We start from the raw sequence: 24,170 nt of genomic DNA, 5'->3' as shown, positions 1-24,170 counted from the left end.
CAATAAAAGCATATCACCTTGTTTTAACAAGTTTTACCATATTGGTCTTGGGATTTATTAAGTATGTTTGCTTTTCTTAGGCTTATCAAAAGAGTCATTAGAATATAGTTAAGGAAGCTTCTAATAAGTCCTGCCGCATCAGCGTGTGGATAAATTGTTTGAGAGTTAAGGCGAAAATCGTAACTTGATAGTCGCTTTATTGATAAGGTTCTAAGCTTTCTTCATTACCACACCCTTTTTTGGTTTGATAACTTATTATTTAAATTTAGGTGTCTTATTAAAAAATTGGCTTTCTTAGAGTGACCTTCCCGCATTTGTCTAAGAAGTCGCGTACTGATTAAAGCGTATGAGGATGTATTTTTACTTTTGGTAAAATTTATTTCTTTGTAATTTTATGACACAATGAGTCAAATTAATCATTCCAAATCGCTTTTTTGAGGCATAGAGTGAAAATTAATTACCAATTAATGAAATTTCATGCAATCAATAATGGGGATTTTATGGCATAATTCCGCCCCTAAATTAATGGAATTTCTTTTTTAGAATAACTTAATTTATCTCTGATACAGACTCTCAACCAATACAGTTTTATATAATATATTTTATGCCAGAAACCAACTCATTAAAGACAGGTAAGCCAGTTAAAAATAAGGTGAATCGCCGCTTTAGCATTGCACCCATGCTAGATTGGACAACATCTGATTACCGTGTATTTGCGCGCGCCTTGACCACTGAAACACTCCTTTATACTGAAATGGTGACAACCGGCGCCCTTTTGAAAGGAGATAACCCTGAGCGTTTTTTGAGATTTGAAGATATTGAGCACCCTATTGCCTTACAGCTAGGTGGTTCTGATGCAAATGCATTAGCTCAGTGTGCTAAGTTAGCAGAGAAATTTGGCTATGATGAAGTCAATTTAAATGCTGGCTGCCCTAGCTATAAGGTGCAACATAGCTTAATCGGCGCCATTCTCATGGCGCATCCAGAGAAAGTAAAAGATGCCATGAAGGCGATGCAAGATGCTTGCTCTATCCCTGTGACCTTAAAGCACAGAATTGGCTTAGACGACCAGCAAGATTATAGCATCGTAAGAGACTTTATTGGTGACGTCGCCACGACAGGCACACAGACTTTTATCGTACATGCAAGGAATGCCATATTAGCGGGCTTAAGCCCTAAACAAAATCGTGAAATCCCACCATTAAAATATGATTTTGTTTATCAATTGAAAAAAGATTTTCCTGATTTAGAAATTATTATCAATGGCGGCATCAAAACATTAGATGAATGTGAGCATCATTTAAAGCATCTAGATGGCGTTATGGTAGGACGTGAAGCCTATAATAACCCTTGGATTTTGAGTCAGGTTGATTCACGTTTATTTGATAAAGAAGACCAAGTTCAAGACAGAATACAAGCACTGAGAAATTTTGTGCCTTTTGTTGAGCACAGATTGAATAATGGCGAGCGCCTATCGCACTTAACTCGTCACATTATGGGAATATTCTTAGGACAGCCTGGTGGTAAGCAATTTAGACGCTATCTATCAGAGCAAGGACATAAAAAAGATGCATCGATTGATGTATTAAAACAGGCCATTGATTTGGTCACAGAACAGTTAACTAGAGCGAAGGAAATTAATAATGAGCAATAAGCTTTCTCAACTTAAAGAGTTTACAACTATCGTTGCTGATACGGGTGATATCGCGGCGATTAAAGAGTATATGCCAGAAGATGCAACAACTAACCCTTCATTAATGCTTAAAGCAGCTCAAATTCCTGAGTATGCTCCATTTATTGATCAAGCCATTACTTGGGCTAAATCACAAAGTGATGACCTTAACCAACAAATCATAGACGCTTCAGATAAGTTGGCCGTTATTGTTGGTGCTGAAATCCTCAAGACCGTACCTGGTCGTATCTCAACTGAAGTGGATGCACGTTTGTCTTTTGATAAAGACGCTACCTTGGCGAAAGCTCGTAAACTGATCAAACTGTACGAAGAAGCGGGTGTTTCTAAAGACAGAGTATTAATCAAAGCAGCGTCTACATGGGAAGGCATTAAAGCGGCTGAAGAGTTAGAAAAAGAAGGCATTAATTGCAACCTAACATTGCTTTTTTCTTTCGCTCAAGCAAAAGCGTGCGCAGAAGCAGGTGTTTATCTTATTTCTCCCTTTGTAGGTCGTATCCTAGATTGGTATAAAAAATCGACTGGCGAAGACTACACAGCAGAAACTGATCCAGGTGTGGTTTCTGTGACTGAAATATATAACTACTACAAGCAACATGATTACAAAACAGTTGTGATGGGTGCAAGTTTTAGAAACATTGGTGAAATTGAACAACTAGCAGGTTGTGACCGTCTGACAATCGCACCGGCTTTACTCGGTGAGCTTGAAAAAGATACGGGCACTTTAGAGCGTAAACTTGTGCCAGTTGCTGACATCGAAGCAGCTCCAGAAGCCATTACTGAAGCTGAGTTTCGTTGGGAAATGAATCAAGATGCCATGGCGACAGAAAAGTTATCTGAAGGCATTCGTAACTTTGCTATCGACCAAAACAAGCTAGAAGAGAAACTGGCGGCTATGCTATAACAGGCATACCAAGCTATTCTTGATTGCTTTGTAAAAGCGCCCTATGCCATCCAGAAAAAAGCATAGGGTGCTTTTTTATTTATAGACCCAGTTGGGTTCACCCTTCTACTCAAGCGCTAACGTCACCGCAGCCTTGGCATGAATAAGGCAGGTATCATAAACAGGTATGTTAAGATCAGACTGCTGAATCAAAAGACCAATTTCGGTACAGCCTAAGATAACACCTTGTGCTCCCTCTTCTACCAAGCGACTAATAATATCAAGGTAGGCTTTTTTGGATTCTTCTAAACACTTCCCCAAACAAAGTTCTTGATAAATAATATTGTGTATTATTTGGGCATCCCCTGCTTGAGGTACAAGCACTTCTAATCCAAATGCCTTACTAAGGGTATCTTTATAAAACGCTTGTTCCATAGTAAACGCCGTGCCTAATAAAGCGACCTTTTCAATCTTATCTGCTATAAGTCTTTCACCTGTCGCATGGGCAATATGTAATAAGGGCACATTAATATTGGCCTTTATCTGATTCGCCACTTTATGCATGGTATTGGTGCCAATCAGGATAAAATCGACGCCTGCTTTTTCTAAACTCTTAGCGGCATTGGTTAATATTTTGGCGGCTTTATCCCAATCCCCTTTTTCTTGGCAGAGTGCAATCTCAGCAAAATCGACACTCATGAGACAAATTTTGGCACTGTGTAAACCACCTAATTCTTGTTTCACAGTTTGATTTATTTCTCGGTAATAAGTGGCACTTGACTCCCAACTCATACCCCCAATTAACCCAATTGTTTTCATTAATTACTCCTTCTTTAAACAAGATGCAGTCTCTATAAAAGCGAACTATTGGGATTTTAAATAGTGACAGTCACTCATTCGGTGAAAGATACAGAGGAAATAAACAAATGCGGAGCCTTACAAGGAAAAAGCCACACTTTAATATATGTGGCTTAAAAATAAATTCTTAGGAGGTAAATTTCATGTAGGTGGAACCATGATGCTGATAGATAGAAAAAGAAGAAATGGTGGGGCAACCTTCACAGCTAAAATGAAGTGTTAACCCTTGTCTTCTTGGACTTGGATTGTCCGCAATATTGGTATCGGTTGTTACCTTTTCATCAACACTAACATGTAGACCACTTCTATCATCCTCGTTACGTTGAAACACCTCCACTTTCTTTTGATGTAAATAATGAGAGCCACAATGGGGGCACTCTAGGGCTAAACCAAAATCGTTATCGCTATTAGAAAAGGTTTGTCTCATAAGTTATTCTCACTTTTTTATTGTTCTAGAATAATGATTTGTTACTTAAATATGTCTTAACGCTATCTATTTCAGGGTTCCATAACGACTTAAAAAGATCAAGTCTTAGGTTTTTTTCAACGTGAAGGTTTTGATAAATGTCTTATCTAGATGGTGGCAAGATCAAAAGATTAATCTCAGATCCACTATGAAACATCTTAAAATTTTAACCTTAAGATTTGTTAAAGTTAGTGAGTGTCATTTCTCTGAAACTTTAAGTAAGCTTGCTGTCCGATATTCAATTATTGACATAATAACAAGGAAGAACGTTGACTAACCCAATGGATCAAGAAACCCCAAGAGACTTTTTTTTACGTCTCAATAATGAGTACCTATCACTACATCGCTGCAAAGAAGATCTATTCTGGCAAACCTATATGGGAACAAGTAATGAACATGATGCTTTTGCCTTAGCTGAATCTAAGTTAAATGCGTTTATTTCTTCTCCTGATAAGGTTAAGCAAACAAGAAATATGATCAGCCAGTTAGATGTTAATGAGCGAGATACATTAAAAGGATTACAAGGATGGTTAGCTTATTTTGAAGCTAACACCATCGAAAGTGATTCAGGTAGAGCAAAAATGGCTGCCTTGATTAAAGCGGAAGCGAACCTCTTTGCTAAGCGACAAAAGCACATCATATATTTTACCAACGAAACAGGTGAAACCCTGCCCGCTTCGTTAACTGTGCTGTCAGCCAATATTAGTAATAGTGAGCATGAAATAGTCAGGCAAACCTCTCACCAAGCCTTGTTAGACCTTGAGCAATGGGTCCTCAATAATGGTTATATTGAACTGGTTAAGCAACGAAATGAGTTTGCTCGCGACCAAGGTTATCGCAACTTTTTTGACTATAAGCTTAATAAAACTGAGCAAATGACACCGGAAAGCTTGTTTGAGATATTTGAAGACTTTGAACAACAAACTCGAGAGAGAAATAAACAAAGCATTGAACAGCTAGTTCAAGAAAAAGGGGATGCAGCCGCTTTGGGGCACAATTTTAGATATATGTTTCAAGGTGATGCCTCTAGAGAGCTTGATGCATATGTGCCTTTCACTAAGTCCTTAAGGCGTTGGATTGAATCCTTTGGTCGTTTAAACATTGATTATTCAGGGGCTAATTTAACCTTGGACTTGCTTGATCGTGAAGGGAAGTTTCAAAATGGCTTCTGCCATGGCCCTATCCCTTCATTTTATAATCAAGAAAAATGGCAGGCAGCAAAAGTCAATTTTACGAGCAACGCTAAGCCTGACCAGATAGGCAGTGGTTTTAATGGTATTAATACCTTATTTCATGAAGGAGGCCATGCTGCTCATTTTGCAAATGTGAAACAGAACTCACCTTGCTTCTCTCATGAGTTTTCGCCTACCTCAATGGCTTATGCCGAAACTCAGTCAATGTTCTGTGATAGCTTATTGAATGATGCTGATTGGTTAAAACAATATGCGATTAATGATGAGGGTGAGCCAATACCGGATTCACTTATTCAATCTCTTATTAATGCTAATCAGCCATTTAAGGCCTTTGAAGAAAGAAGCATACTGGTAGTCCCCTATTTTGAATGGGCTCTTTATAGCGCTGATGAAGACAAGCTAAGCCCCTCGTTTCTTACGAACCTCGCAAGAGAGACTGAGGCCAGTGTACTGGGTCTTAAAACAAGTCCAAGGCCATTACTTGCTATCCCACATCTGCTCTCTCAAGAAGCCGCCTGTTCATATCAAGGTTATCTATTGGCACATATGGCAGTTTATCAAACCCGTGATTACTTCAAAAAACAGTTTGGTTACTTGACAGATAATCCTGCGATAGGGCCACTTCTAGCGGAACATTATTGGAAACCAGGCAATAGCCTAACCCACAGGCAAACCATCCAAAACTTAACGGGTGAAGAATTCAACCCTGCTTATCTTGCTACACACTGTAACCTTTCTAGTGACAAAGCTTGGCAAGAAGCGAAAGCTGAAATCTCATCATTAAAGACACGTGAACGCAGTGAGAAGAAGCCACTCAACGCTAAAATTAAAATAGTGGATGGTGACTTGAGTATTGCTGATAATCATCTAGGTGATGAGGCATTATGTAAATAATTTGAAGCCTTTATTAATAAGACCTATTTTTCATAAGGAAACAAAGCCCTTGTATCAGATTAAATACAGGGGCTTAAAAGTTTAAAGAGTCGGTTGATTTGCATGGATAAAGCTAGACAAGGCATCTAGGTTTATTTGCTTTTCGCCTTCGAGCAAAGAAACGTTAGCGTATTCCACCTCATACCATTCACCTTCATACAAATAATTAAAACTAGCGGTACCGGATAACCAATCTTCTGACATGACTAATCTAAGGCTCACATTTTTATGGGCCATTGGATTGCCACCAAACTGAATATCACATAAGTCGAAGCCATCTACGACGATTAAGGTATTTATCTGGTTATTGTGTGAGATATATGACCAATCACCATTGAGGTGAGAAATGACATTGACGGGGGGATTTGATGCTTGATACAGATTGGAAATACCATTTACAGACTTTTCTGGGCCATTAATAATCAAATCAAGTCTTAATGTGGCGCATCCAAGTTTTTCTTGGCCTCCGATTTTTTGAGTTATGTAATAAGATGCTCTAAACAATCCCTGTTTATTTTCAGCTTGTATAGTCATGTGTTCATCCTTAATCATCTGTCGTTACCGATTTGATTACAAACACGATTACAATAACCTTACTTAACCGTAATCATTCTCAATCATAGTAAGCATGGACTAAAAATTGAATTACGTACAATTACAAGTTAAAAAAAGACTGAATCCGATTCAGTTTTAGGTAAACTGTTAAAAAAGGCTCTCCTTGTTTTAAAAACTCTTCTCCATACACCTTAAAACCAAGCTTTTTATAAAATAATAATGCAAATTTAGGGCTATCACACCAAAGATAATCAACCTCTTGGGCCTTAAGGTCAGTAATGATATGTTGTATTAATTTATTACCTATTCCAATTTTTTGATATTCAGCTAATGATGCGAAATATCTAAGCCTAACGCGACAAATCCCGTTAATAGTTTTAGCGTATAAAGATGCAACAGTGACAATTCTATTGTCAAAAAAAGCACCATAATGGGTGCTTTCTCTATCCTCTTCTACCTGACAAAAAATTTCCGGTTTATTTGGCCATATGACTGCCTGTCGAACTGGCAAGGTCTGCTGCCAAGTAATTGTTTGAATAATCATGAACTTATTAGAATTACCTTTGATATCTACTGCTCTATTTTCATTTTTTATAACAGATATAAAAGGTGAACAGAATTTGAATTTTCTATTCCTACAAATCAAAACATTGCTGTTTTATTTGTTTCAGTTATGTTCATTAAAGATTACATAAAAAAATATTAAAATTAAAAATCCTGCCAATTCCTTACATTACAACAACAAAAAAACCTTGCAGTTATATAAATAAAGCAACCAACAATCTTTCATTAATTCTCTTATAAAACAATACCTTAAATTAGTTTTTATTAATATTGCCACAGTTAAAACTGTTTGCAGAAGAAGACAGAGTTAAACTGTCTTTTCCCTTAATCATTGAAACCCAATCGCTATAAAAGGGGTTTTATTGATTCACCAATTTAACTAACTTGGTATGTCTTGGATTAAACCGCTTAAAGCCAACCTCTTCAAATTCGACATAGATCATTTCATTACCACCCTTTTCTTGGCGAATAACGACCCCTTGTCCAAATTGGTCATGTCGTACTTTTTCACCTGGCTTTAACTTACCACTAAACTCATGCTGGGATTGCTGTAATGGATTATTAAGGGTCATGCCGGCTTGGGCAAAGTAAGCTTTAATTTTTGCTGTGTCTTTTACTTCTATGTTTGAAGCTTGATGATCATCTTGTCTTTGCAATATTTTTTGGCAAAGAAGCGGTTGTGATTCGTAAATAAAGCGAGAGATATCTGACACTTTTTTGGTATTAATGGCTTTCTCAGCTACCTCTAACCGTTTTGCTTCCGCTTTATCTGGCTTAGTCAGTAACACCAGCTTTTTCTTGGCTCTTGTGATTCCCACATAAAACAAACGACGCTCTGCTGCTAACTGAGTCGCATCAAGTTTATTCGCTTCATAATAAGGAAACAGCCCCTCTTTTAGGCCCGCCATAATCACTAGGTCAAACTCTAATCCTTTAGCCTTATGAAGACTCATAAGGTGAAGACTATCCTGATTCTTGCTATTTTCCCGACTTTGATCCAATGAAGCGAGTTGTTTTAATTCGTCTAATAAGGCTTTAGCATCCAGTTTTACACCTGCAACATAAGCAATAAAAGACTCACATGTTGCCACTTTTTCATTATATTGAATTTCTTTACTACTGGTGTTTTCAAAGTATCGATAAATGCCGAGTTTATCTAAGGTGTTGATAATACCTTTATCTGGTTGCTTGCTATATAAGGTCAAACTTCTCAGCCAGTCTGCTCTTTCTAATAGTTTTTTAGCACGCCATCCATTCGTTTCATCCGCCATACTTTCCAACATTTGAGGAATTAAATGGGGTGAGGCTATGGCCCTTTGATTGATGGTTTTTCTCTGATTGGGAGGAATGCCCAGACTCGGTACTGTCATTAAATAGCTAATATCCTCTTTATGGTAAAAAAGACTCGCGTCATCTAATCCACCAGCCATGACACCAATATAGGCCATCAGCATACGAATTTGTCTATTTTCAAATAAAGGTGAATCCCCATGCAGTTGATAAGGGACTTTTCGATGCATGAGTGCAAGCTGAATTGGCACCATATCACTGTATAAGCGCACTAATACGGCACAATTTGACAAGTTACCCACTTGGTTTCCCCAAGTTTTTAATTCATTTAACAGCGCTTTACCTGTTTTATCGTATTGGGCAAAAGAAAACTCAGTTTGTTCACCTTTACCAATCACACAAGCACTCTCCTCCTCTGGCGTTTCGTTATCAAGTTGCTTGTTATGAGCTAACAGATTACTGGCCATCAAGCCAATCTGATGACCAAAGCGAAAACTTGTACTTAGATCAAATCGATGGATTGGCTTAAAATCGTGATCAATTTGTTTGGCCATAATGTCTGGTTTGGCCCCACGCCACTCATAAATACATTGCTGCACATCACCAACCATCATCCAATAGGAATGGGATTGGTATAAGTGTTTCAGTAAGCTGTACTGACTATCATTGATGTCCTGAAACTCATCAATTAACAAATGGGTATATTTAGGGACTAAGCCTAGGTAAAGGGCTTTTTGTTCTTCATTCGCATCTTCGATAAAACTTAGGGGGTCACTGATAAGATCTGAAAAGAATCGAATTTTCTTACGTTTTCGAATAATCTCTAATTGCTTATAAAGTGCGGGGAAAAACGCCCTATCCTTTGACCATTTAGCCTCGAGAAAAACAGCTTTAGCCGATTGCGTTGAGGCTTTAACTTGATCAACAAATAACATGGCATCTTCCAGCCAATCTTTTTCATCATGTAACTCAATATTTACCTGCATTCTCACCAGCTGCTGCATTGCTTCACGCATCAGCTTAACCAAAGAGAAATCATCAGTGATTAATTCAGAACGTTCAATTAACCCTCTCTGTTCCATTCGCCTTGCTAACTTCATACCAAAACTATGAAAGGTCATTACCTCAGGTTTTAAGGCGGTACTTTGATGCGTCATCGCCTGTAATAGCCTTTGGCTAAATTCTTCTTGCGCACTTTTATTGAACATAAACACCGCAATTCGATCAGGCTGAACACCTTGTTCAATCAAATGATTGATTCTGGCAATTAAGGTCGTGGTTTTACCGGCGCCTGCGACAGCAATAATTTTTGCATTAATATTGGTGTTTGCTTGAATAACCGCGAGCTGTTCTTGGGTATATTGAGTCATGAATTAAATCTATTTACTAAGCGCCAAAGTGGCATACAGTGTTACGAATATTTAGGATGAGTCTTTACCTTCGAACTCGTTTACTTGAGCCTATTTATCTTCAAATAAGTGTCCGATTTCTCGATAAGCAAGGTGCTCTTTGCCTGCGATTTTACCAATTGCCTCGCCACAAATAACTAAACGTCTTTGCAGCCTCGCAAAAAAGATACCATTGGTTCGGGCAATTAGCGCATGCTCAGACTGATTAACATCGTCTGCCATTAAATCAACGACCTCACCAATCTTCTCACCCGCTTCTACCTTATCGCCAATTTTTTTGTTGTAACATACAATGCCAGCACAAGGCGCTTTTACTAAATCCATCGCGTCTAACGGAAAGTATTCTAACTGGCTTGTATCGACCTCTGACACAGGTTTATCAATCACATTACGCTCACATAAGTAATCAAAAATTGCATTAGCATCTTCTGTGGCTTGAGCTTTACTAATGTCATTTTCACCTCTTAATTCCAAGGTTAACGATCTCGCACCCCAAGGAACTAAATGGGCATAATGATTTTTGAGATGGCGCCATACGCTCACATTCGTTTCATCAAAAGAATGTGCGCCGGTTTCAAGTTCAGACAAAGCAACATTTGCCCCGAGTCTTGCTAGTAAAGGAGCAAAGTGTGATTCAAACTCCTGCGCCACATAAGCATGCATACAGGCTTCACCAGAGCAATGTAAGTCCAATATTTCATCAGCATCCATCGACATGGCTAATAAGGTTTTTCTTAAGCCTTGTAATTCTGTTGTTTCGGGTAAGTTTTTAAGTTCATGGGTAATCGCATTTCGAATAAGACTCGCATTCACATCCGTGTCTGAGCTAATCTGACCTTTGATTTGATGTTCAATTTTCTCACCTAATTGAGGCCAATTACGGTTAAAATTACCGCCGCCATCGGAGAAAGCAAAACGACCAGGAATATAGCCATGAAAGTTCTGCGCTAAACCAATTGGATTTGCCACAGGAACAATGGTGATTTCACCTTTAATAAGCCCGGCTTCATCAGCGCTAGTTAGGGCTTTAATTAACTTATTCAAGACTAAAAAACCTGGCCATTCATCAGCATGTAAACCGGCCTGAAGATATATTTTCGGTCGTGCACCCACCTCACCGAAATGATGGGCCTTAATCATGCGAGCACTACCAGGCGTTGCAGAAGGCAAAATATGAGAAAGTATTTGGTGGGACATAAAAAGGCCTTAATCAAATAAGCTGAAAATAAGCCCCATATAATACGATAAAAGATGCCTAAAGGATTGAACTAAAATACAATTTTTAAATCCTATACATTAGAATTAACTTTTATATCATTGACCCATTATCAATAGGATCATTCATGTTAAAACATACTTTCCTTGCTGCAAGTATTCTCTCATCGCTTACCCTGCAATCACTTCATGCACAATCATGGGAAGACACACTAGAAGAAGCCAAAGGCCAAACGGTTTATTGGAATGCTTGGGGGGGTTCTGACAACATCAATGATTATATTGATTGGATAAAAATGAATGTCAAAGACCAATATCAAGTTAATTTAAAGCACGTTAAGCTGGCAGATACGGCCGATGCTGTCTCAAGGGTCTTGGCAGAAAAAGCGGCAGGTAATAACAATAAAGGTTCAATTGACCTTATCTGGATTAATGGTGAAAACTTTCGAACGTTAAAACAAAACAATTTATTGTACGGCCCTTTTAGTCATGATCTACCAAATTACGCCTATATTGATGAATCAAGCAAAACGAGTTTAACCCTGGATTTTGGTACCAAGGTAGAAGGTATGGAATCACCTTGGGGAGCCGCCCAGGTTATTTTCATGTACGACACCGACATGATTGAACAACCGCCTAAAACCATGCATCAATTGTTGGCTTATGCAAAAAATAATCCGGGTCGAATTACCTACCCTGAACCCCCTCAGTTTTTAGGCACCACTTTTTTAAAGCAAGCACTTATTGAAACAACCCATTATCCAAATGCCTTATCAAAACCTGTTACTCAAGTTGATTTTGATCAAGTCACACGTCCATTATGGTCATTTTTAGATGAACTACATCCTAATGCATGGCGCGCGGGCTCTTCCTTCCCGTCAAACTCAGAACAAATGATTCGATTATTAGATGATCAAGAAATTGACCTTGCTTTAAGCTTTGATGTTTCTGCCGCTTCAGTCCAAATTGATCAAGGAAATCTAAGCGACACGGTAAGATCATATGTTTTTGAAAGAGGTACCATAGGTAATACACACTTTGTTGCCATACCTTATAATTCAGCCTCTACCGCAGGCGCTCAAGTCGTAGCCAATTTTTTGTTGTCACCAAAAGCGCAAATTAAAAAGCAAAACCCCACTACTTGGGGAGATTTAAGCGTTTTAAGTTATCAAAATCTCAACCCTCAAGATCAAGCAAAATTTAATGCCCTACCAAGAGGTATTGCGACTTTAACTTTGGAAGAGCTAGGAACCAGTTTGCCTGAACCTCATGTTTCTTGGGTTGAAGCGCTAGAAAATGAATGGCGTAAACGCTATTCACGTTAATACATTGGGCTTGTTTTGTATGAGCAAGCCCATTTACTTTCATTCAATGCTGGCTAATTAGTGTGATATCTGTCTTTTTGGAAAAATTTAAAATAAGGGTTTACCTCATTGATTAAGCAATCTTTTTTTCATTATTTTGCAAAATTGACCTGCTTAAGACTCCTGTCCATTTTGATTACTATTGGCCTAATCTCTCCCATTATATTGGGCTTAGCGGGTACCGTTTTACCTGCTTTTGACTATTTACCGGCTTTATCTCACTATACATTTAGCTTAAAACCCTGGCACAACCTTTTTCAATCACCTGAAGTCTACGGCAGTTTAAAACTCACATTAATCAGCGGTCTTCTTGCGACATTTCTGTCTTTTATTATCGCCTTTTCAACCATTGCTGTTTTTTATGAAAGTCGCTGGCTAATAAGTATCAGACATACCCTTGCTCCCATTCTAGCGATTCCCCATGCCGCGATCGCGATTGGTTTAGTCTTTGTATTAAGCCCAAGTGGTTGGCTTGTTCGATTATTCAGCCCCTGGCTTACGCAATATGAAAGGCCGCCTATCTGGGTCAGTGTGCAAGACCCTTATGCTCTTTCACTGGTTCTCGCTTTGATTGTCAAAGAAACCCCCTATCTTTTGTTTGTAATCCTAGCCAGCTTAGACCAAATCAAGACCTGTGAATTAATTAAGGTCGGAACCAGTATGGGATACTCACGCTTGAGCGTTTGGCGAAAGGTTATTTTCCCGCTGCTTTATCCTCTCATTCGCTTGCCTTTGTTAGTTATCTTAGCCTTTAGTTTAACTGTGGTGGATTTATCACTCGTGATAGGCCCAAACACCCCATCAACCTTTGCTGTGACTTTGTTTCATTGGTATAACGATACTAATCTGGATAAACGCTTTACCGCTTCTGCTGGAGCGGTATTACTTATGTTAATTATTCTTGTCTCTGCATTGTTTTGGGAGTCTTGCTATCAAGTCATTACCCGCTTCGATCGCTATCGTTGGTCAAACGGTAAACGCCATACCCTATTCGCCCCCTTACTCAAAGGGGCTGCATTTAGTTATATCATCTGTGTGGTACTGGCCCTGCTCTCTTTGTTTGTATTGCCGATATGGGCATTTACGCAAAGATGGCGATTTCCGGATGTGCTGCCTTCAAGTTGGTCCTTCAAAAAGATTGAGCAGTTGAGCCCGCTATTATTTGACCTTGCTTGTGTCAGTTTAGTGATCGCTTTTATTAGCACCTTGTTAGCCCTAGCCATCAGTATCTTGATGTTAGAGCAAAAACGATTAAAGCCAGCAAATACCAAATGGTTTGATCGCTTTATTTATTTACCTATGATTTTACCGCAAGTGGGGTTCTTATTTGGCATTCAGGTATTTCTTATTTGGAGTAACAACAGTGGTTCTCTCTTGGCCGTCATAGGCCTGCATTTACTGTATGTTTTACCTTATGTCTACCTCACATTATCAGGGCCTTATCTTGCTTATAATCAAGACTTTTACGTACAAGCTATTTGTTTAAATAAGCACCCAACCGCTTCTTTTTTCAAAATAAAACTAGCCATGTTAAAGCCTGCGTTGTTCAGCGCCTTTGCACTTGGGATTGCGGTTAGTTTCGCGCAATACTTACCAACCTTGACTGCTGGTGAGGGGCGTATCAACACATTAACAACTGAAGCCGTTGCTTTAGCCGCTTCTGGTGAAAGAAAAAAAGTAGGTAATATGGCCATGTTGCAGGCCTTATTTCCACTCGTCATATTTATGCTTGCCCAGTGGCTTCCTAGAGTTTGGACTAACTATAGGCTGAATTTTCAGTCTATTTTTCGTTAAACTTTAATCAATTACTTATAGAATAGAGAAGATAGTGTTACGAATCTCAAACTTTAATCTTACCCTGCAAGATAACCCTCTTATTAAGAATTTGAGTTTTACTATTGATAATGGTGAAGTTTTAACCTTAATGGGGCCAAGTGGTTGTGGAAAATCAAGCCTGTTAAATTATTTGTCAGGCACCTTAGAAACAGGGTTAGTTGCAGAAGGTGAAATTACCCTTAATCAAACACGTATCGATAACTTGAGTACTCAAGAAAGACAGGTAGGCATTCTTTATCAGACACCTTTGTTATTTCCTCATATGACTAACTTAGAAAACCTTCTCTTTGCCATTGATAGCAAAGGCCAAGGGTTAAATAAGGTGCAATGCAAAGAACTTGCTATGTCTAAATTAGCGGAATTAGGTCTAGAGGTGAAAGCGAATAACTTACCGACTTCACTGTCTGGTGGGCAAAAAGCTCGTATTGCTTTACTGAGAACCTTACTATCTAGCCCTAAATACTTATTGCTTGATGAGCCTTTTAGTAAACTCGACCCTGAATTAAGACAAAGTGTCAGGCGCTTTACACTAGAGCAAGTGAAAAAAGCCAATATCCCAACCTTACTGGTGACACATGATGAAGACGATGTCGCGGCTATGGGAAGTAAATTAATACAACTCAATCATTTAAATCATAAATAGATGAACAGATTAAAATATATCAGTGCCTACCCAGATCATTTACAACAGCAGATTAAAACACTGATGGATAAAGATCAGCTGTCGCACTATTTATTAAAACGCTTTCCTGAACCCCATAAAATAAACAATGATAAAGCCTTGAGGGATTATGTTAACCAGATTAAAAAAACCTATATGAAAAAATCTGGAGCCCTAAGTAAGATCCAATATGATAATAAAATTCATCTGGTTAATAATGCACTTGGCATGCATTCCTATGTCTCAAGAGTGCAAGGCAATAAGTTAAAAAGCAAAAATGAACTCCGAATTAGTACTCTTTTTAAAACCGCACCACTTGAATTGTTAAATATGATTTGCGTTCATGAGCTGGCACATATCAAAGAAAAGGAACATAACAAAGCCTTTTATCAACTTTGCCAATATATGCTAAGCAATTACCATCAGCTCGAATTTGACGCTAGAGTGTATCTTACTCAGGTTGAGTTTTTAGGTGATATCTACTGATATGAAATGTCTGGCATGCAGATGATTTACCGGCACGCCATTAAGGAAGCGATGAATAATACCAAGGTGGCATTTCAGAAAAAATCACGTTAATAGTCAGGCTAATAGAGTAGACTGTAAAAGAGTGACTTAATCATCGCTTCCTTAAACAGATTAATGGTTACTAAAGAAAGATCGATTTGGTGTACCTGTCCAACAACGTGATAAAAATGGATGATCTTTTGTTAAAAAGTAAGCATAGGTTCCGTTTGGAAATTCTGTTGAAAAAGTCACAGTGCCATTACACTCATCCAGATCACCAGAATTTGCTACATATTCCCAGTCTTGATTGAAAGTACCATCGTATTTACCTGCTGGGTTATTGCTACCGCCTGGACGTTCGCCCGCCTTTAACTGGTAAGATGATACTAGCATTTTAACCCCATCTCCTAAGTCACCAGTTAATGCATAAACAGGATAACCATCCGCTGCCCAGCCAATTTGAGGAGAGTGTTTGTTTGCTTTCCAATTGAGCGCTTGCATGAGCCCAATTGGTAATCCATGGTAATGATACGCCCCTGTCGGTTGAACATGGGCGTTATTAGCATCTAACCCTAAAGGTAATGCGCCACCTAAAGCATCATAATTCCAACCGCCTCGTTCACCTTGCCAAAACTCAGCGGTTTGAGCTTCAAATGGCACACCATTCATAGCAACACCCCAATACCATCGATCTGATAAGGTAATTCTGCCTGCTTGACCTGGTACGGTTGTCATTTTGAATTCATAATTGCGAGCCTTTATTGTGTTTGGGTTATTCCTATTGGGAAAGGCGCCCACGTCATGTTCTGGAATACCGTTTGAAATAATAGTTCTTGTTGTGCCTGAAACACTTTCTTGCATTAAATTATCGATACTCAAGGCTTTATTAGCTGGGAGCAAAACAATATCACCACGGGTAATTTCTGTATGACTTCTCGATGGAGGGCCGCCAGCCATGCGCATCCCTTTTTTCCCTTTGGCCATTCGCTTTGATGCAGAAGGTCCAGTATCACTACTACCGGTGCTAGCACAACCTGCAAGTATTAAAGCAACTCCCGTGATCGAAGATATAATGAGTGTTTTATGAGACATGTGTTACTCCATAAAAGATGACGCAATAATGGTAACAGGACCATCGCCCGCTTCACCAAGATTGAAAATTAGAGTGAATATATGCGGTATTTCTTCATTACCAGACACCAATAGTGCTAAAGAATCAGTGAAATTAAACTGAGATTGAGCATCAATCGCTATTGGGTAATTCAAAGCAAACACCACCTCACCGACATTGCTCGTAATAGCTTCTATATAAATAGTATCCTGACCTTCATTAGTGAAAGTTAAAGCGATATTGGCATGATTTTGCACTAGATCAGCACTGAGTACTTTAATCGCAACATCAGAAGAATGAGCACCAATATGTGCATGTGATGCCATACTGATAAATAAAATAAAGCCAGATAAAATGATTTTATACATAAAATGATTCGAATTTAGATTCTCTAATAATAGCCGTTTTAATCTCAATGAATTGCTAGCATGATGTAAATTAAGTGTTTATATCCTCATCATTTATATTAATGTAAATTACTGAAAAGTTGGCTTAATTTACTTATAATCTTGTTTTATTTTGGTTCAACTCGTTAAGGCTTAATATGATTACCCAATCTCAAACTATTGAAATTAGTACAGCAACCGGACTTATGCGTTGTTCCTTATTTCGCCCTGTGGATGAAGGTAAGTTTGCCAGCATCATATTCTACTCTGAGATATTTCAGATTACGGCTCCGATAGAAAGAACGGCTCGTATCATGGCAAGCCATGGTTTTATTGTATTAGTGCCTGAAGTGTTTCATGAACTTAATCCAATTGGCACAGTGCTGGCTTATGATGATGCAGGTAAAGATAAAGGCAATCAGGATAAATTCACAAAAACTTTAGAAGCCCATGATTCAGATACTGACGCCATGGTTAACTTTCTATTGGAGCAGAGCTTTACTACTCAAGAAATTGGTAGCATGGGCGTATGTATTGGTGGACATCTAGCTTATCGTGCTGCATTAAACGAAAAAGTAAAATCCAGTTTTTGCCTCTATGCGACTGATATACATTCTAATACACTTCCATGTACTGAATCGAATGACAGTCTTTCAAGAACAGCCGATATGAATGCTGAATTTTGCATGGTTTGGGGTAGACAGGACCCCCACGTAAGTCCTGAGGGAAGGCAAAAAATCTATCAAAATCTAATGCAATCTGAGCGAAAATTTAGCTGGCATGAGTTTAACGCTCAACACGCCTTTATGCGCGATGAAGGCGATAGGTATGATGCCGAAGTAGCTCATGAGTGCTATCGTCTAGCAAGCAGTTTTTTTTATAGAAGCCTAAGGTAATAAGTTAGTCTGTTACTCAATAATAAGCATCTTCAGCCAGGGTTAGATGAGGTATCTAACCCTGGCCAATTGACGTATTAACGATAAGTTGGAACCAAGGTGCAAGAACCTAAATCAGAAGAAACCCACATCTCACCATCTTGAATAGTGACATTTAATTGCATTGATCGCTGACATAACTTTTCTAAAGCAACAACCTCTTCTTCTGCAAACCTAAGCACTTTTAGATTAGTGAAACGAGATAATTTACCTTGATTTTGTTGCCACCAGATATCAGATTTGTCATTGTAATTCACAATGATGACATCCTTTCCTCGACCACAGGCTTTTCTTAAACGCTTTTCATCTGGTTGACCTAAATCAATCCATAAAATAATGTCATCTGAAAGGGTCTTTTGCCATAAGTCAGGCTCTTCATCGGTACTAATGCCTTTGCAAAACGCCAGCTGCTCATCATCCGTTTTTTCATCAGCAAGTAAGGCAAAGGTGATAAGCCTGACCATCATTCTTTCTTCGGTCTCTGATGGATGAAGTGCAAGGGTAAGATCATATCCCTGATAATGAGACCTATCCATATCCGAAACTTGAATGCTTGCTTTGAAAACCGTAGATTTAATCGCCATTTTGACTACTTTTAAAAATATATTAATTAAATTAAGCATTTGGGGAAGCTTAATCACTTATGCGTGGCATTGTACCTTAACCGATTAATTTTAATAGCCTTATCAAATACAAAAGAGGTGTGCTTATAAAGCAGGTATAGGTGATAACACACATTGTGAACATCCTTCGCTATAAAATTAGGTCGTTTTAGCAAAAACGGAAGTGCTATGGCTAATTGTTAAAGTTAATTTGGTTATTTCTATATAGCTTGTTGACATAGATTAAATATTAAACTTTAATACTCCTGCTTAATTCATATTAAGCATCACCATTTCATTCACTTAACACGCACAGTTTGGAGGTAAACATGAATTTCATTAAATTAAATATCGTTTGCACCAATTCTGGTAATCAAAAAACAACCAAAGCTGCGTACTAAGTAATCAATATTTAGCCGCAGATCCTATGCGGCAATGTCATTTATATTAATGCATATGATCTCGGTTTATTTAAAACTGGAGAATACTATGACTTTTATCGCTTTATTAAATGCTGCAAAGAACTACTTCGAAAAACTTCATGCTCAACGAGCATTAAGACATCTCGATGCCCACTCTTTAAAAGATATCGGCTTTTATAATGATGAAGGACAAATCCGTCCCTTATCAGGTGATGTAAAAACGATTGCTAATTCAATTAAAATTAGTACAGGTATCGTTAATGAAGAAGAGCCGATACCGCAAAGAAGTGACGGCTAATGCTTGCTGCTTAAGCTATCTTTGCTTAAGCAGCCATTCAACTGAGCATTGTTAATCCATAATGCTCAATTAAGCCGAATAAGGTTGAACCTTATTCGGCTTTTATCTATATAAGCATCTGTTGTATCTAAATTTTTGTATTTAGAAACGTTGCGATTAACTCACCTCTTCTCAGTCTAGTCTTTCAAGGTATATTGAAAAAATGTCAAACAGACATCGATTTGTACTTGATTAATAGAAAGTTATTCTAGGTACCTTTCGAGAAGGGACAGCACAGATTAGCCCCGCACCATAAATCTAGAGGCTTTTATTCGCAGCTTTATTGGCATTTGGATAAGATATTAGTAATTTCTTCTAGGTGGCATTTTATTTTTTCTAGACATTGATGGGTGTCATTATCCTGCATTTCATTACCTTCTAATAAGACATAACGCTCGCTGTCTAAGTTTTCCCTATGAGAAAAGTAAAATGACTCTCGCCAATACCTGCAGGCAACAGGCTTTTCATTAAGATATTTCTGACATTCTTCTTCATCTTTTAAATAAGCAAAAACCCCAAGAGCTTTATGCTTATAAACTTTGATTGATAGTCCGTCTGGCCAATTGAGCAAACGAATATCATAATCAATTTTAACGTCTGCCCCTTCTTTTTTAATGATCACTTTTTTCATATCAAAAGACCCACGCCATTTTAAAAAAGCGTCACCATTAAAAATTTCATTTTCTATGGTGTCAAAATGAGCTTCAATTTTATCCGCTGTTTCTCTGGTCTTAGTTAGCATCGCCTCTTTACCCTTAGCTGTAATCATTTTTGTATGCATAATAGACATGGAAATTAATACACCCGTTCCCAATCAAAGTGGCTACTTTACAACATACAACGCCAAGGCGTTGATGAGTTGTTTTTATTACAAGATAAGTTTTATTGCTCATCGAAATAAGGCAATTAAGGTAATATGCGCTCTCAAAAAATAGAATGAATTAAAATGAAGCGCAGTATTTGGTCAGAGAAGCAATATTTTACCTATTTATCAGGCAGTATTTTCTCGACCCAAGGCCTTTGGATTCAACGTATGACTCTTGGTTGGATTCTCTGGCAAGCATCCTACTCAGAAAGCTTGTTAGGTTTGCTCGCATTTTTATTGTTTGTACCTTCGATTATTTTAGGTCCATTATTTGGCGTTTTAGTTGATCGTTTTGATAAACGTAAAGCCGCTTTGCAGGTGGTATTAATATTAGCCTTGCTATCATTAACCTTGGCATTAATGACACAATATAAGCTTATTAATGAAATTAACTTGCTTGTATTATCTCTCCTATTAGGCATAACCAATAGCGCGTACCAATCATTGCGACTGGCTTTCGTTCCTGAACTTGCTAGCCAAGAAAACATGTCAAAAGTGGTCGCTATCAATGCCGTTATTTATAACAGTTCGCGCTTTATTGGGCCTATGATTGCAGGCTATCTTATCAAGCACTATGGCAATGCCCTTTCTCTATATCTGGTTGCGTGCTTTTACTTACCCTTAATCTTGGTGTTGCTGAAATTACGCTTTGGACATATGCAAACTAAGAAAGCGTCTTTTACTTTTATCGAGGATATAAAGTCAGGTATTAATTTCGCTCTAAGCTCAAGACTCATTTCAAGGTTATTAATACTTATGAGTATTTCAGCTGTGCTAGGACGTGGGTTACTAGAAATATTGCCTGCAGCTGCAGACATGTTATATCAAGGAGGCGTTGACGCTCTTGCTTGGTTAAATTCAGTCGCAGGAATAGGAGCAATTTTAGCGGGTCTAATGCTTACTAAGTGTTCAAATAATCAGCTGTTATTAGCGCTTAAACTTGCTATTTGTTCCTCTGGAGTGCTCATTTTAAGCTTAAACTTTTTTGAGAGCCTAACTCAAGGCTTAGTACTGGTTGCCTGCTTGAGTTTTTGTGCGACAGTTTGTGGCGTGTGCACTCAGGCACTGATTCAAATTTCTGTGAAAAGCGAATTTCGTGGGCGAGTGATGAGTTTATGGGGGGCGATCAACCTAGGAGGAGCAGCCATTGGCGGACTTTTGTTTGGTTTTATGACTGAATTTTTTAATTATGAGCTCACTTTTTTGCTACTAGGTAGTCTATGTACCCTCATCGCTTTGCTAAGCAGCTTTAAGCTGACGATGAAAGTAAACCAGTAAGCCGCTTTCAATTATCATTTCTGTATTCGTTAAAAGAAAGATAAATGACAGCTTAATTACTTAATGTAATACTATTCGGACAAACTATCTTTTAGGATTATATAGATGAGTATTTACGATATAGAGGTTACCCAAAGTAATGGCACTAGTTACCCACTTTCAAACCTTAAAGGAAGAGTGCTGTTGATTGTAAATACTGCAAGTCAATGTCGATTTACCCCCCAATATCAAGCGTTAGAAAAGCTTCATCAAAAATACGCAGCCAAAGGCTTAACGATTCTCGCTTTTCCTTGTAATCAATTTGCCCACCAAGAACCAGACACAGATGATAAAATCGAAAGCTTCTGTCAGCTCAATTACGGCGTAAGCTTTGAACTGCATAAGAAGATTAAAGTAAACGGTGCTGAATCATCCAAGCTTTATCAATATTTAAAATCGCAAGCTAAAGGGATTTTGGGTACTGAGTCGATAAAATGGAATTTCACAAAATTTATTGTTAATTCAGATGCTTCACACATTGAGCGCTTTGCCCCTAGTGTGGACCCGATGAAACTTGAAGGAAAGATTCAAGATTATTTATCAATAATCCAAGGTGAAGACGCATAGTATATTTAGATCTAAATTCAAGACATAAAAAAACTCGCCTGCGCGAGTTTTTTTATGTCTGATAATTTTATTTAGTAATGATTGGTGTAGCACATTGCACATCAGCATTTTGTCCACGATGGCGTAACAAATGATCCAGTAATGTAATGGCTAACATAGCTTCTGCGATCGGTGTTGCTCTAATACCGACACAAGGGTCATGACGGCCTTTTGTGATGACATCCGCAACATTCCCTTCTCTATCAATAGTTTTACCTGGAACAGTTATGCTTGACGTAGGTTTTAGCGCTATGTTCACAACAATATCTTGTCCAGATGAAATACCACCAAGCACACCACCGGCATGATTTGAACTAAAGCCTGATGGTGTCAACTCATCCCTATGCTCACTACCTTTTTGCTCAATAACTTCAAAGCCATCACCAATTTCAACGCCTTTGACTGCGTTTATTCCCATCATTGCCTTAGCAATATCCGCATCCAAACGGTCAAAAACTGGTTCACCTAACCCCGGCATAAGATTACGAGCAACAACTGTGATTTTGGCTCCAATTGAATCCCCTTCACGTCTTAGCTCTGTCATATACTTTTCAAGCTGAGGTATGGCTTCAGGATCAGGGCAAAAGAATGGATTATCGTAAACTTGGGTGAGGTCTTTAGCATCAAGTTTGATAGGTCCCAATTGGGATAAGTAACCATTCACCTCAATGTTAAAACGTGTCTTAAGGTATTTTTTTGCTATTGCACCTGCTGCGACTCGCATTGCTGTTTCACGCGCAGAAGAACGACCACCACCTCGGTAATCTCTAAAACCATATTTTTGATCATAGGTGTAATCAGCATGGGCAGGTCTAAAAGTGTCTTGAATATTGCCATAATCTTTTGATCTTTGATCGGTATTTTCAATCAAAAGGCCAATTGAGGTGCCAGTTGTTTTACCTTCGAATACACCGGATAAGATTTTCACTTGATCAGGTTCACGCCTTTGGGTCGTGTACTTTGATGTACCAGGTTTACGAAGGTCTAATTCCTTCTGTAAATCCTCTTCACTTATTTCAATTCCAGGAGGACATCCATCCACTATCGCCCCTAATGCGATACCGTGACTTTCACCAAAGGTGGTGACTTTAAATAAGGTTCCAAAAGTATTACCAGACATAGACTCTGTTTGCTCTTCTAATAATTAAAATGAATGTGCTAAAAGTTCTTTTTTAGAGATAATGAAAACGCCATTACCCCCTTGTTCCAATTCTACCCACATGAAAGGAACGTCGGGAAAGGCATCTTGCAAAGCAATTTCACTATTCCCTACTTCATACACTATGATGCCATCATCATGTAAATGTTCGGCGGCTTGATTCAAAAATTTGCGTGTAAAATCAAGACCATCAAATCCAGAAGTTAGTGCAAGTTCAGGCTCCCTATGAAACTCAAGCGGTGCACTTTGATAGTCGTCAGCATCCACATAAGGTGGATTACAAATAATTAAGTCATATTGACGCTGCAAAAGCTTTTCGAACATATCTGATTGAATAGCTTCAACCGATTCTTCCACTTGATGTATTTCTATATTTTGACGTGCAACATCAAGTGCAGCCTGGCTAATATCACTAATATCTACTTTTGCATCTTCAAATATTAATGCCGCCGTAATACCCAAGCAGCCGCTTCCAGTACACATATCCAATATATTTAATGGATATTGTTTTAACCAAGGCTGAAACTCGTCTTTAAGTAACGCCATGATAGGAGACCTTGGTATCAAAGTATCTTTCGTCACTTTAAAGGGGAGGCCCATAAACCAAGCTTCACCTAGCAAATAAGGTAAAGGCGTACGTTTTGAAATACGCTCATTTAACATGGTTAAAATACTTTTTTTCTCATCAATTGTGAGACGACAATCCAGTAAATCTTTATCAAAATCTAAAGGCAATCTTAGCGCCCCTAAAACAAGGTGTACCGCTTCATCCCAAGGATTATCAGTGCCGTGTCCGTAGAAAAGATCCGCTTTCACAAAACGGCTATAACTATAACGAATAAAATCTTTAATACTACATAGATCGCGAAGCGCGGACTGTCTACTGCTCATTTAACCTGTCTTCATATACATAAAAGAAATGCATTATACCTTGTTATCAGGATTTTCAGATGTTTTTTATGCTATTTATCAAGCCTTAGCGCAAATTCATGGCGGAAATTTCAAA

General features: G+C 38.3%; 23 protein-coding genes. 11 read left to right on the top strand and 12 right to left on the bottom strand.

Annotated elements, in window-relative coordinates; translation table 11 throughout:
- The first annotated feature begins 604 nt into the window (after positions 1-604).
- Both dusA and tal read left to right on the top strand, forming a co-directional pair.
- Positions 605-1,654, top strand: a complete 1,050-nt coding sequence (dusA, locus tag MED121_RS15915; protein ID WP_009834744.1) for a tRNA dihydrouridine(20/20a) synthase DusA — start codon at positions 605-607, stop codon at positions 1,652-1,654.
- Entirely contained in the window at positions 1,644-2,594 is a 951-nt protein-coding gene (tal, locus tag MED121_RS15910; protein ID WP_009834743.1) for a transaldolase, read from the top strand. The genes dusA and tal overlap by 11 nt, the downstream gene beginning before the upstream one ends.
- A 105-nt stretch (positions 2,595-2,699) precedes the next feature.
- On the opposite strand, the gene MED121_RS15905 is transcribed toward tal, so the two are convergent.
- Both MED121_RS15905 and MED121_RS15900 read right to left on the bottom strand, forming a co-directional pair.
- Complete coding sequence (locus MED121_RS15905) at positions 2,700-3,392, bottom strand: aspartate/glutamate racemase family protein (protein WP_009834742.1); 693 nt, start codon at positions 3,390-3,392, stop codon at positions 2,700-2,702.
- Between the two features lie 166 nt (positions 3,393-3,558).
- Complete coding sequence (locus tag MED121_RS15900; RefSeq protein WP_009834741.1) at positions 3,559-3,858, bottom strand: hypothetical protein; 300 nt, start codon at positions 3,856-3,858, stop codon at positions 3,559-3,561.
- Positions 3,859-4,166: 308 nt separating this feature from the next.
- Here MED121_RS15900 and MED121_RS15895 point away from each other — a divergent pair, with 308 nt between their 5' ends.
- On the top strand, positions 4,167-5,984 hold the full coding sequence (locus MED121_RS15895; RefSeq protein ID WP_242603220.1) for a M3 family metallopeptidase: 1,818 nt from the start codon (positions 4,167-4,169) through the stop codon (positions 5,982-5,984).
- A gap of 81 nt (positions 5,985-6,065) precedes the next feature.
- Here the strand turns inward: MED121_RS15895 and MED121_RS15890 are convergent, their stop codons facing one another.
- The 4 genes from MED121_RS15890 to MED121_RS15875 all read right to left on the bottom strand — a co-directional run bounded on the left by MED121_RS15890 (position 6,066) and on the right by MED121_RS15875 (position 11,038).
- Positions 6,066-6,557, bottom strand: coding sequence for a DUF1842 domain-containing protein (locus MED121_RS15890; RefSeq protein WP_207382828.1), 492 nt, complete (start codon positions 6,555-6,557; stop codon positions 6,066-6,068).
- A 121-nt stretch (positions 6,558-6,678) separates the two neighbouring features.
- Positions 6,679-7,122 carry a GNAT family N-acetyltransferase gene (locus MED121_RS15885; protein WP_009834738.1) on the bottom strand — a complete coding sequence of 148 codons (444 nt, stop codon included), beginning with the start codon at positions 7,120-7,122 and terminating at the stop codon, positions 6,679-6,681.
- A gap of 379 nt (positions 7,123-7,501) precedes the next feature.
- Positions 7,502-9,802: an ATP-dependent helicase gene (locus MED121_RS15880; RefSeq protein ID WP_009834737.1), complete on the bottom strand. Its 2,301-nt coding sequence runs from the start codon at positions 9,800-9,802 to the stop codon at positions 7,502-7,504.
- Positions 9,803-9,892: 90 nt separating this feature from the next.
- On the bottom strand, positions 9,893-11,038 hold the full coding sequence (locus MED121_RS15875) for a succinylglutamate desuccinylase/aspartoacylase family protein (protein ID WP_009834736.1): 1,146 nt from the start codon (positions 11,036-11,038) through the stop codon (positions 9,893-9,895).
- Between the two features lie 146 nt (positions 11,039-11,184).
- On the opposite strand from MED121_RS15875, the gene MED121_RS15870 reads away from it, so the two are divergent.
- From MED121_RS15870 to MED121_RS15855, 4 genes are all read left to right on the top strand, one after another.
- On the top strand, positions 11,185-12,381 hold the full coding sequence (locus MED121_RS15870; RefSeq protein ID WP_009834735.1) for an ABC transporter substrate-binding protein: 1,197 nt from the start codon (positions 11,185-11,187) through the stop codon (positions 12,379-12,381).
- A gap of 108 nt (positions 12,382-12,489) precedes the next feature.
- Entirely contained in the window at positions 12,490-14,214 is a 1,725-nt protein-coding gene (locus tag MED121_RS15865; RefSeq protein ID WP_009834734.1) for an ABC transporter permease subunit, read from the top strand.
- A gap of 34 nt (positions 14,215-14,248) precedes the next feature.
- On the top strand, positions 14,249-14,899 hold the full coding sequence (locus tag MED121_RS15860) for an ATP-binding cassette domain-containing protein (RefSeq protein ID WP_009834733.1): 651 nt from the start codon (positions 14,249-14,251) through the stop codon (positions 14,897-14,899).
- The gene (locus MED121_RS15855; RefSeq protein WP_009834732.1) at positions 14,900-15,403 is read left to right on the top strand and encodes a YgjP-like metallopeptidase domain-containing protein; all 504 of its coding nucleotides are present in this window, start codon (positions 14,900-14,902) and stop codon (positions 15,401-15,403) included. It begins immediately after the preceding gene.
- Positions 15,404-15,556: 153 nt separating this feature from the next.
- Here the strand turns inward: MED121_RS15855 and MED121_RS15850 are convergent, their stop codons facing one another.
- Together MED121_RS15850 and MED121_RS15845 are read right to left on the bottom strand one after the other, a co-directional pair.
- Complete coding sequence (locus MED121_RS15850; RefSeq protein ID WP_009834731.1) at positions 15,557-16,516, bottom strand: YHYH protein; 960 nt, start codon at positions 16,514-16,516, stop codon at positions 15,557-15,559.
- 3 nt (positions 16,517-16,519) lie between these two features.
- Positions 16,520-16,903 (bottom strand): hypothetical protein, encoded by a 384-nt coding sequence (locus tag MED121_RS15845; protein WP_009834730.1) that lies wholly within the window; start codon positions 16,901-16,903, stop codon positions 16,520-16,522.
- A gap of 176 nt (positions 16,904-17,079) precedes the next feature.
- On the opposite strand from MED121_RS15845, the gene MED121_RS15840 reads away from it, so the two are divergent.
- Positions 17,080-17,817 (top strand): dienelactone hydrolase family protein, encoded by a 738-nt coding sequence (locus MED121_RS15840; RefSeq protein ID WP_009834729.1) that lies wholly within the window; start codon positions 17,080-17,082, stop codon positions 17,815-17,817.
- A gap of 77 nt (positions 17,818-17,894) precedes the next feature.
- Here the strand turns inward: MED121_RS15840 and MED121_RS15835 are convergent, their stop codons facing one another.
- Complete coding sequence (locus MED121_RS15835; RefSeq protein ID WP_036181065.1) at positions 17,895-18,440, bottom strand: YaeQ family protein; 546 nt, start codon at positions 18,438-18,440, stop codon at positions 17,895-17,897.
- A gap of 507 nt (positions 18,441-18,947) precedes the next feature.
- Here MED121_RS15835 and MED121_RS15830 point away from each other — a divergent pair.
- A complete protein-coding gene (locus tag MED121_RS15830) occupies positions 18,948-19,178 on the top strand; it encodes a hypothetical protein (RefSeq protein ID WP_036180915.1) in 231 nt (76 codons plus the stop codon).
- A 319-nt stretch (positions 19,179-19,497) separates the two neighbouring features.
- Here the strand turns inward: MED121_RS15830 and MED121_RS15825 are convergent, their stop codons facing one another.
- On the bottom strand, positions 19,498-19,986 hold the full coding sequence (locus MED121_RS15825) for a hypothetical protein (RefSeq protein ID WP_242603219.1): 489 nt from the start codon (positions 19,984-19,986) through the stop codon (positions 19,498-19,500).
- A 177-nt stretch (positions 19,987-20,163) separates the two neighbouring features.
- Between MED121_RS15825 and MED121_RS15820 the strand changes: the two genes are divergently transcribed.
- Together MED121_RS15820 and MED121_RS15815 are read left to right on the top strand one after the other, a co-directional pair.
- On the top strand, positions 20,164-21,360 hold the full coding sequence (locus MED121_RS15820) for an MFS transporter (protein WP_009834724.1): 1,197 nt from the start codon (positions 20,164-20,166) through the stop codon (positions 21,358-21,360).
- Between the two features lie 105 nt (positions 21,361-21,465).
- Positions 21,466-21,966: a glutathione peroxidase gene (locus MED121_RS15815; protein WP_009834723.1), complete on the top strand. Its 501-nt coding sequence runs from the start codon at positions 21,466-21,468 to the stop codon at positions 21,964-21,966.
- 67 nt (positions 21,967-22,033) lie between these two features.
- Here MED121_RS15815 and aroC read toward each other — a convergent pair whose 3' ends face one another.
- Complete coding sequence (aroC, locus tag MED121_RS15810; protein ID WP_009834722.1) at positions 22,034-23,125, bottom strand: chorismate synthase; 1,092 nt, start codon at positions 23,123-23,125, stop codon at positions 22,034-22,036.
- Positions 23,126-23,149: 24 nt separating this feature from the next.
- Positions 23,150-24,055 (bottom strand): 50S ribosomal protein L3 N(5)-glutamine methyltransferase, encoded by a 906-nt coding sequence (gene prmB, locus MED121_RS15805; protein WP_009834721.1) that lies wholly within the window; start codon positions 24,053-24,055, stop codon positions 23,150-23,152.
- Positions 24,056-24,170 lie beyond the last annotated feature (115 nt).

Origin of the sequence: Marinomonas sp. MED121, assembly GCF_000153025.1 — a bacterium.
Lineage (GTDB): Bacteria > Pseudomonadota > Gammaproteobacteria > Pseudomonadales > Marinomonadaceae > Marinomonas.
This window is presented reverse-complemented; position numbering and strand designations above follow the sequence as displayed.

Excerpts from the sequence above, each read along its gene's own strand:
- MED121_RS15815 (WP_009834723.1), top strand. The coding sequence starts at position 21,466 with ATGAGTATTTACGATATAGAGGTTACCCAAAGTAATGGCACTAGTTAC.
- MED121_RS15880 (WP_009834737.1), bottom strand. The coding sequence starts at position 9,802 with ATGACTCAATATACCCAAGAACAGCTCGCGGTTATTCAAGCAAACACC.
- MED121_RS15855 (WP_009834732.1), top strand. The coding sequence starts at position 14,900 with ATGAACAGATTAAAATATATCAGTGCCTACCCAGATCATTTACAACAG.
- MED121_RS15825 (WP_242603219.1), bottom strand. The coding sequence starts at position 19,986 with ATGATTACAGCTAAGGGTAAAGAGGCGATGCTAACTAAGACCAGAGAA.
- tal (WP_009834743.1), top strand. The coding sequence starts at position 1,644 with ATGAGCAATAAGCTTTCTCAACTTAAAGAGTTTACAACTATCGTTGCT.
- MED121_RS15850 (WP_009834731.1), bottom strand. The coding sequence starts at position 16,516 with ATGTCTCATAAAACACTCATTATATCTTCGATCACGGGAGTTGCTTTA.
- MED121_RS15885 (WP_009834738.1), bottom strand. The coding sequence starts at position 7,122 with ATGATTATTCAAACAATTACTTGGCAGCAGACCTTGCCAGTTCGACAG.
- MED121_RS15870 (WP_009834735.1), top strand. The coding sequence starts at position 11,185 with ATGTTAAAACATACTTTCCTTGCTGCAAGTATTCTCTCATCGCTTACC.
- MED121_RS15890 (WP_207382828.1), bottom strand. The coding sequence starts at position 6,557 with ATGACTATACAAGCTGAAAATAAACAGGGATTGTTTAGAGCATCTTAT.
- MED121_RS15835 (WP_036181065.1), bottom strand. The coding sequence starts at position 18,440 with ATGGCGATTAAATCTACGGTTTTCAAAGCAAGCATTCAAGTTTCGGAT.
- MED121_RS15820 (WP_009834724.1), top strand. The coding sequence starts at position 20,164 with ATGAAGCGCAGTATTTGGTCAGAGAAGCAATATTTTACCTATTTATCA.
- MED121_RS15830 (WP_036180915.1), top strand. The coding sequence starts at position 18,948 with ATGACTTTTATCGCTTTATTAAATGCTGCAAAGAACTACTTCGAAAAA.
- MED121_RS15840 (WP_009834729.1), top strand. The coding sequence starts at position 17,080 with ATGATTACCCAATCTCAAACTATTGAAATTAGTACAGCAACCGGACTT.
- prmB (WP_009834721.1), bottom strand. The coding sequence starts at position 24,055 with ATGAGCAGTAGACAGTCCGCGCTTCGCGATCTATGTAGTATTAAAGAT.
- MED121_RS15845 (WP_009834730.1), bottom strand. The coding sequence starts at position 16,903 with ATGTATAAAATCATTTTATCTGGCTTTATTTTATTTATCAGTATGGCA.
- MED121_RS15905 (WP_009834742.1), bottom strand. The coding sequence starts at position 3,392 with ATGAAAACAATTGGGTTAATTGGGGGTATGAGTTGGGAGTCAAGTGCC.
- MED121_RS15875 (WP_009834736.1), bottom strand. The coding sequence starts at position 11,038 with ATGTCCCACCAAATACTTTCTCATATTTTGCCTTCTGCAACGCCTGGT.
- aroC (WP_009834722.1), bottom strand. The coding sequence starts at position 23,125 with ATGTCTGGTAATACTTTTGGAACCTTATTTAAAGTCACCACCTTTGGT.
- MED121_RS15900 (WP_009834741.1), bottom strand. The coding sequence starts at position 3,858 with ATGAGACAAACCTTTTCTAATAGCGATAACGATTTTGGTTTAGCCCTA.
- dusA (WP_009834744.1), top strand. The coding sequence starts at position 605 with ATGCCAGAAACCAACTCATTAAAGACAGGTAAGCCAGTTAAAAATAAG.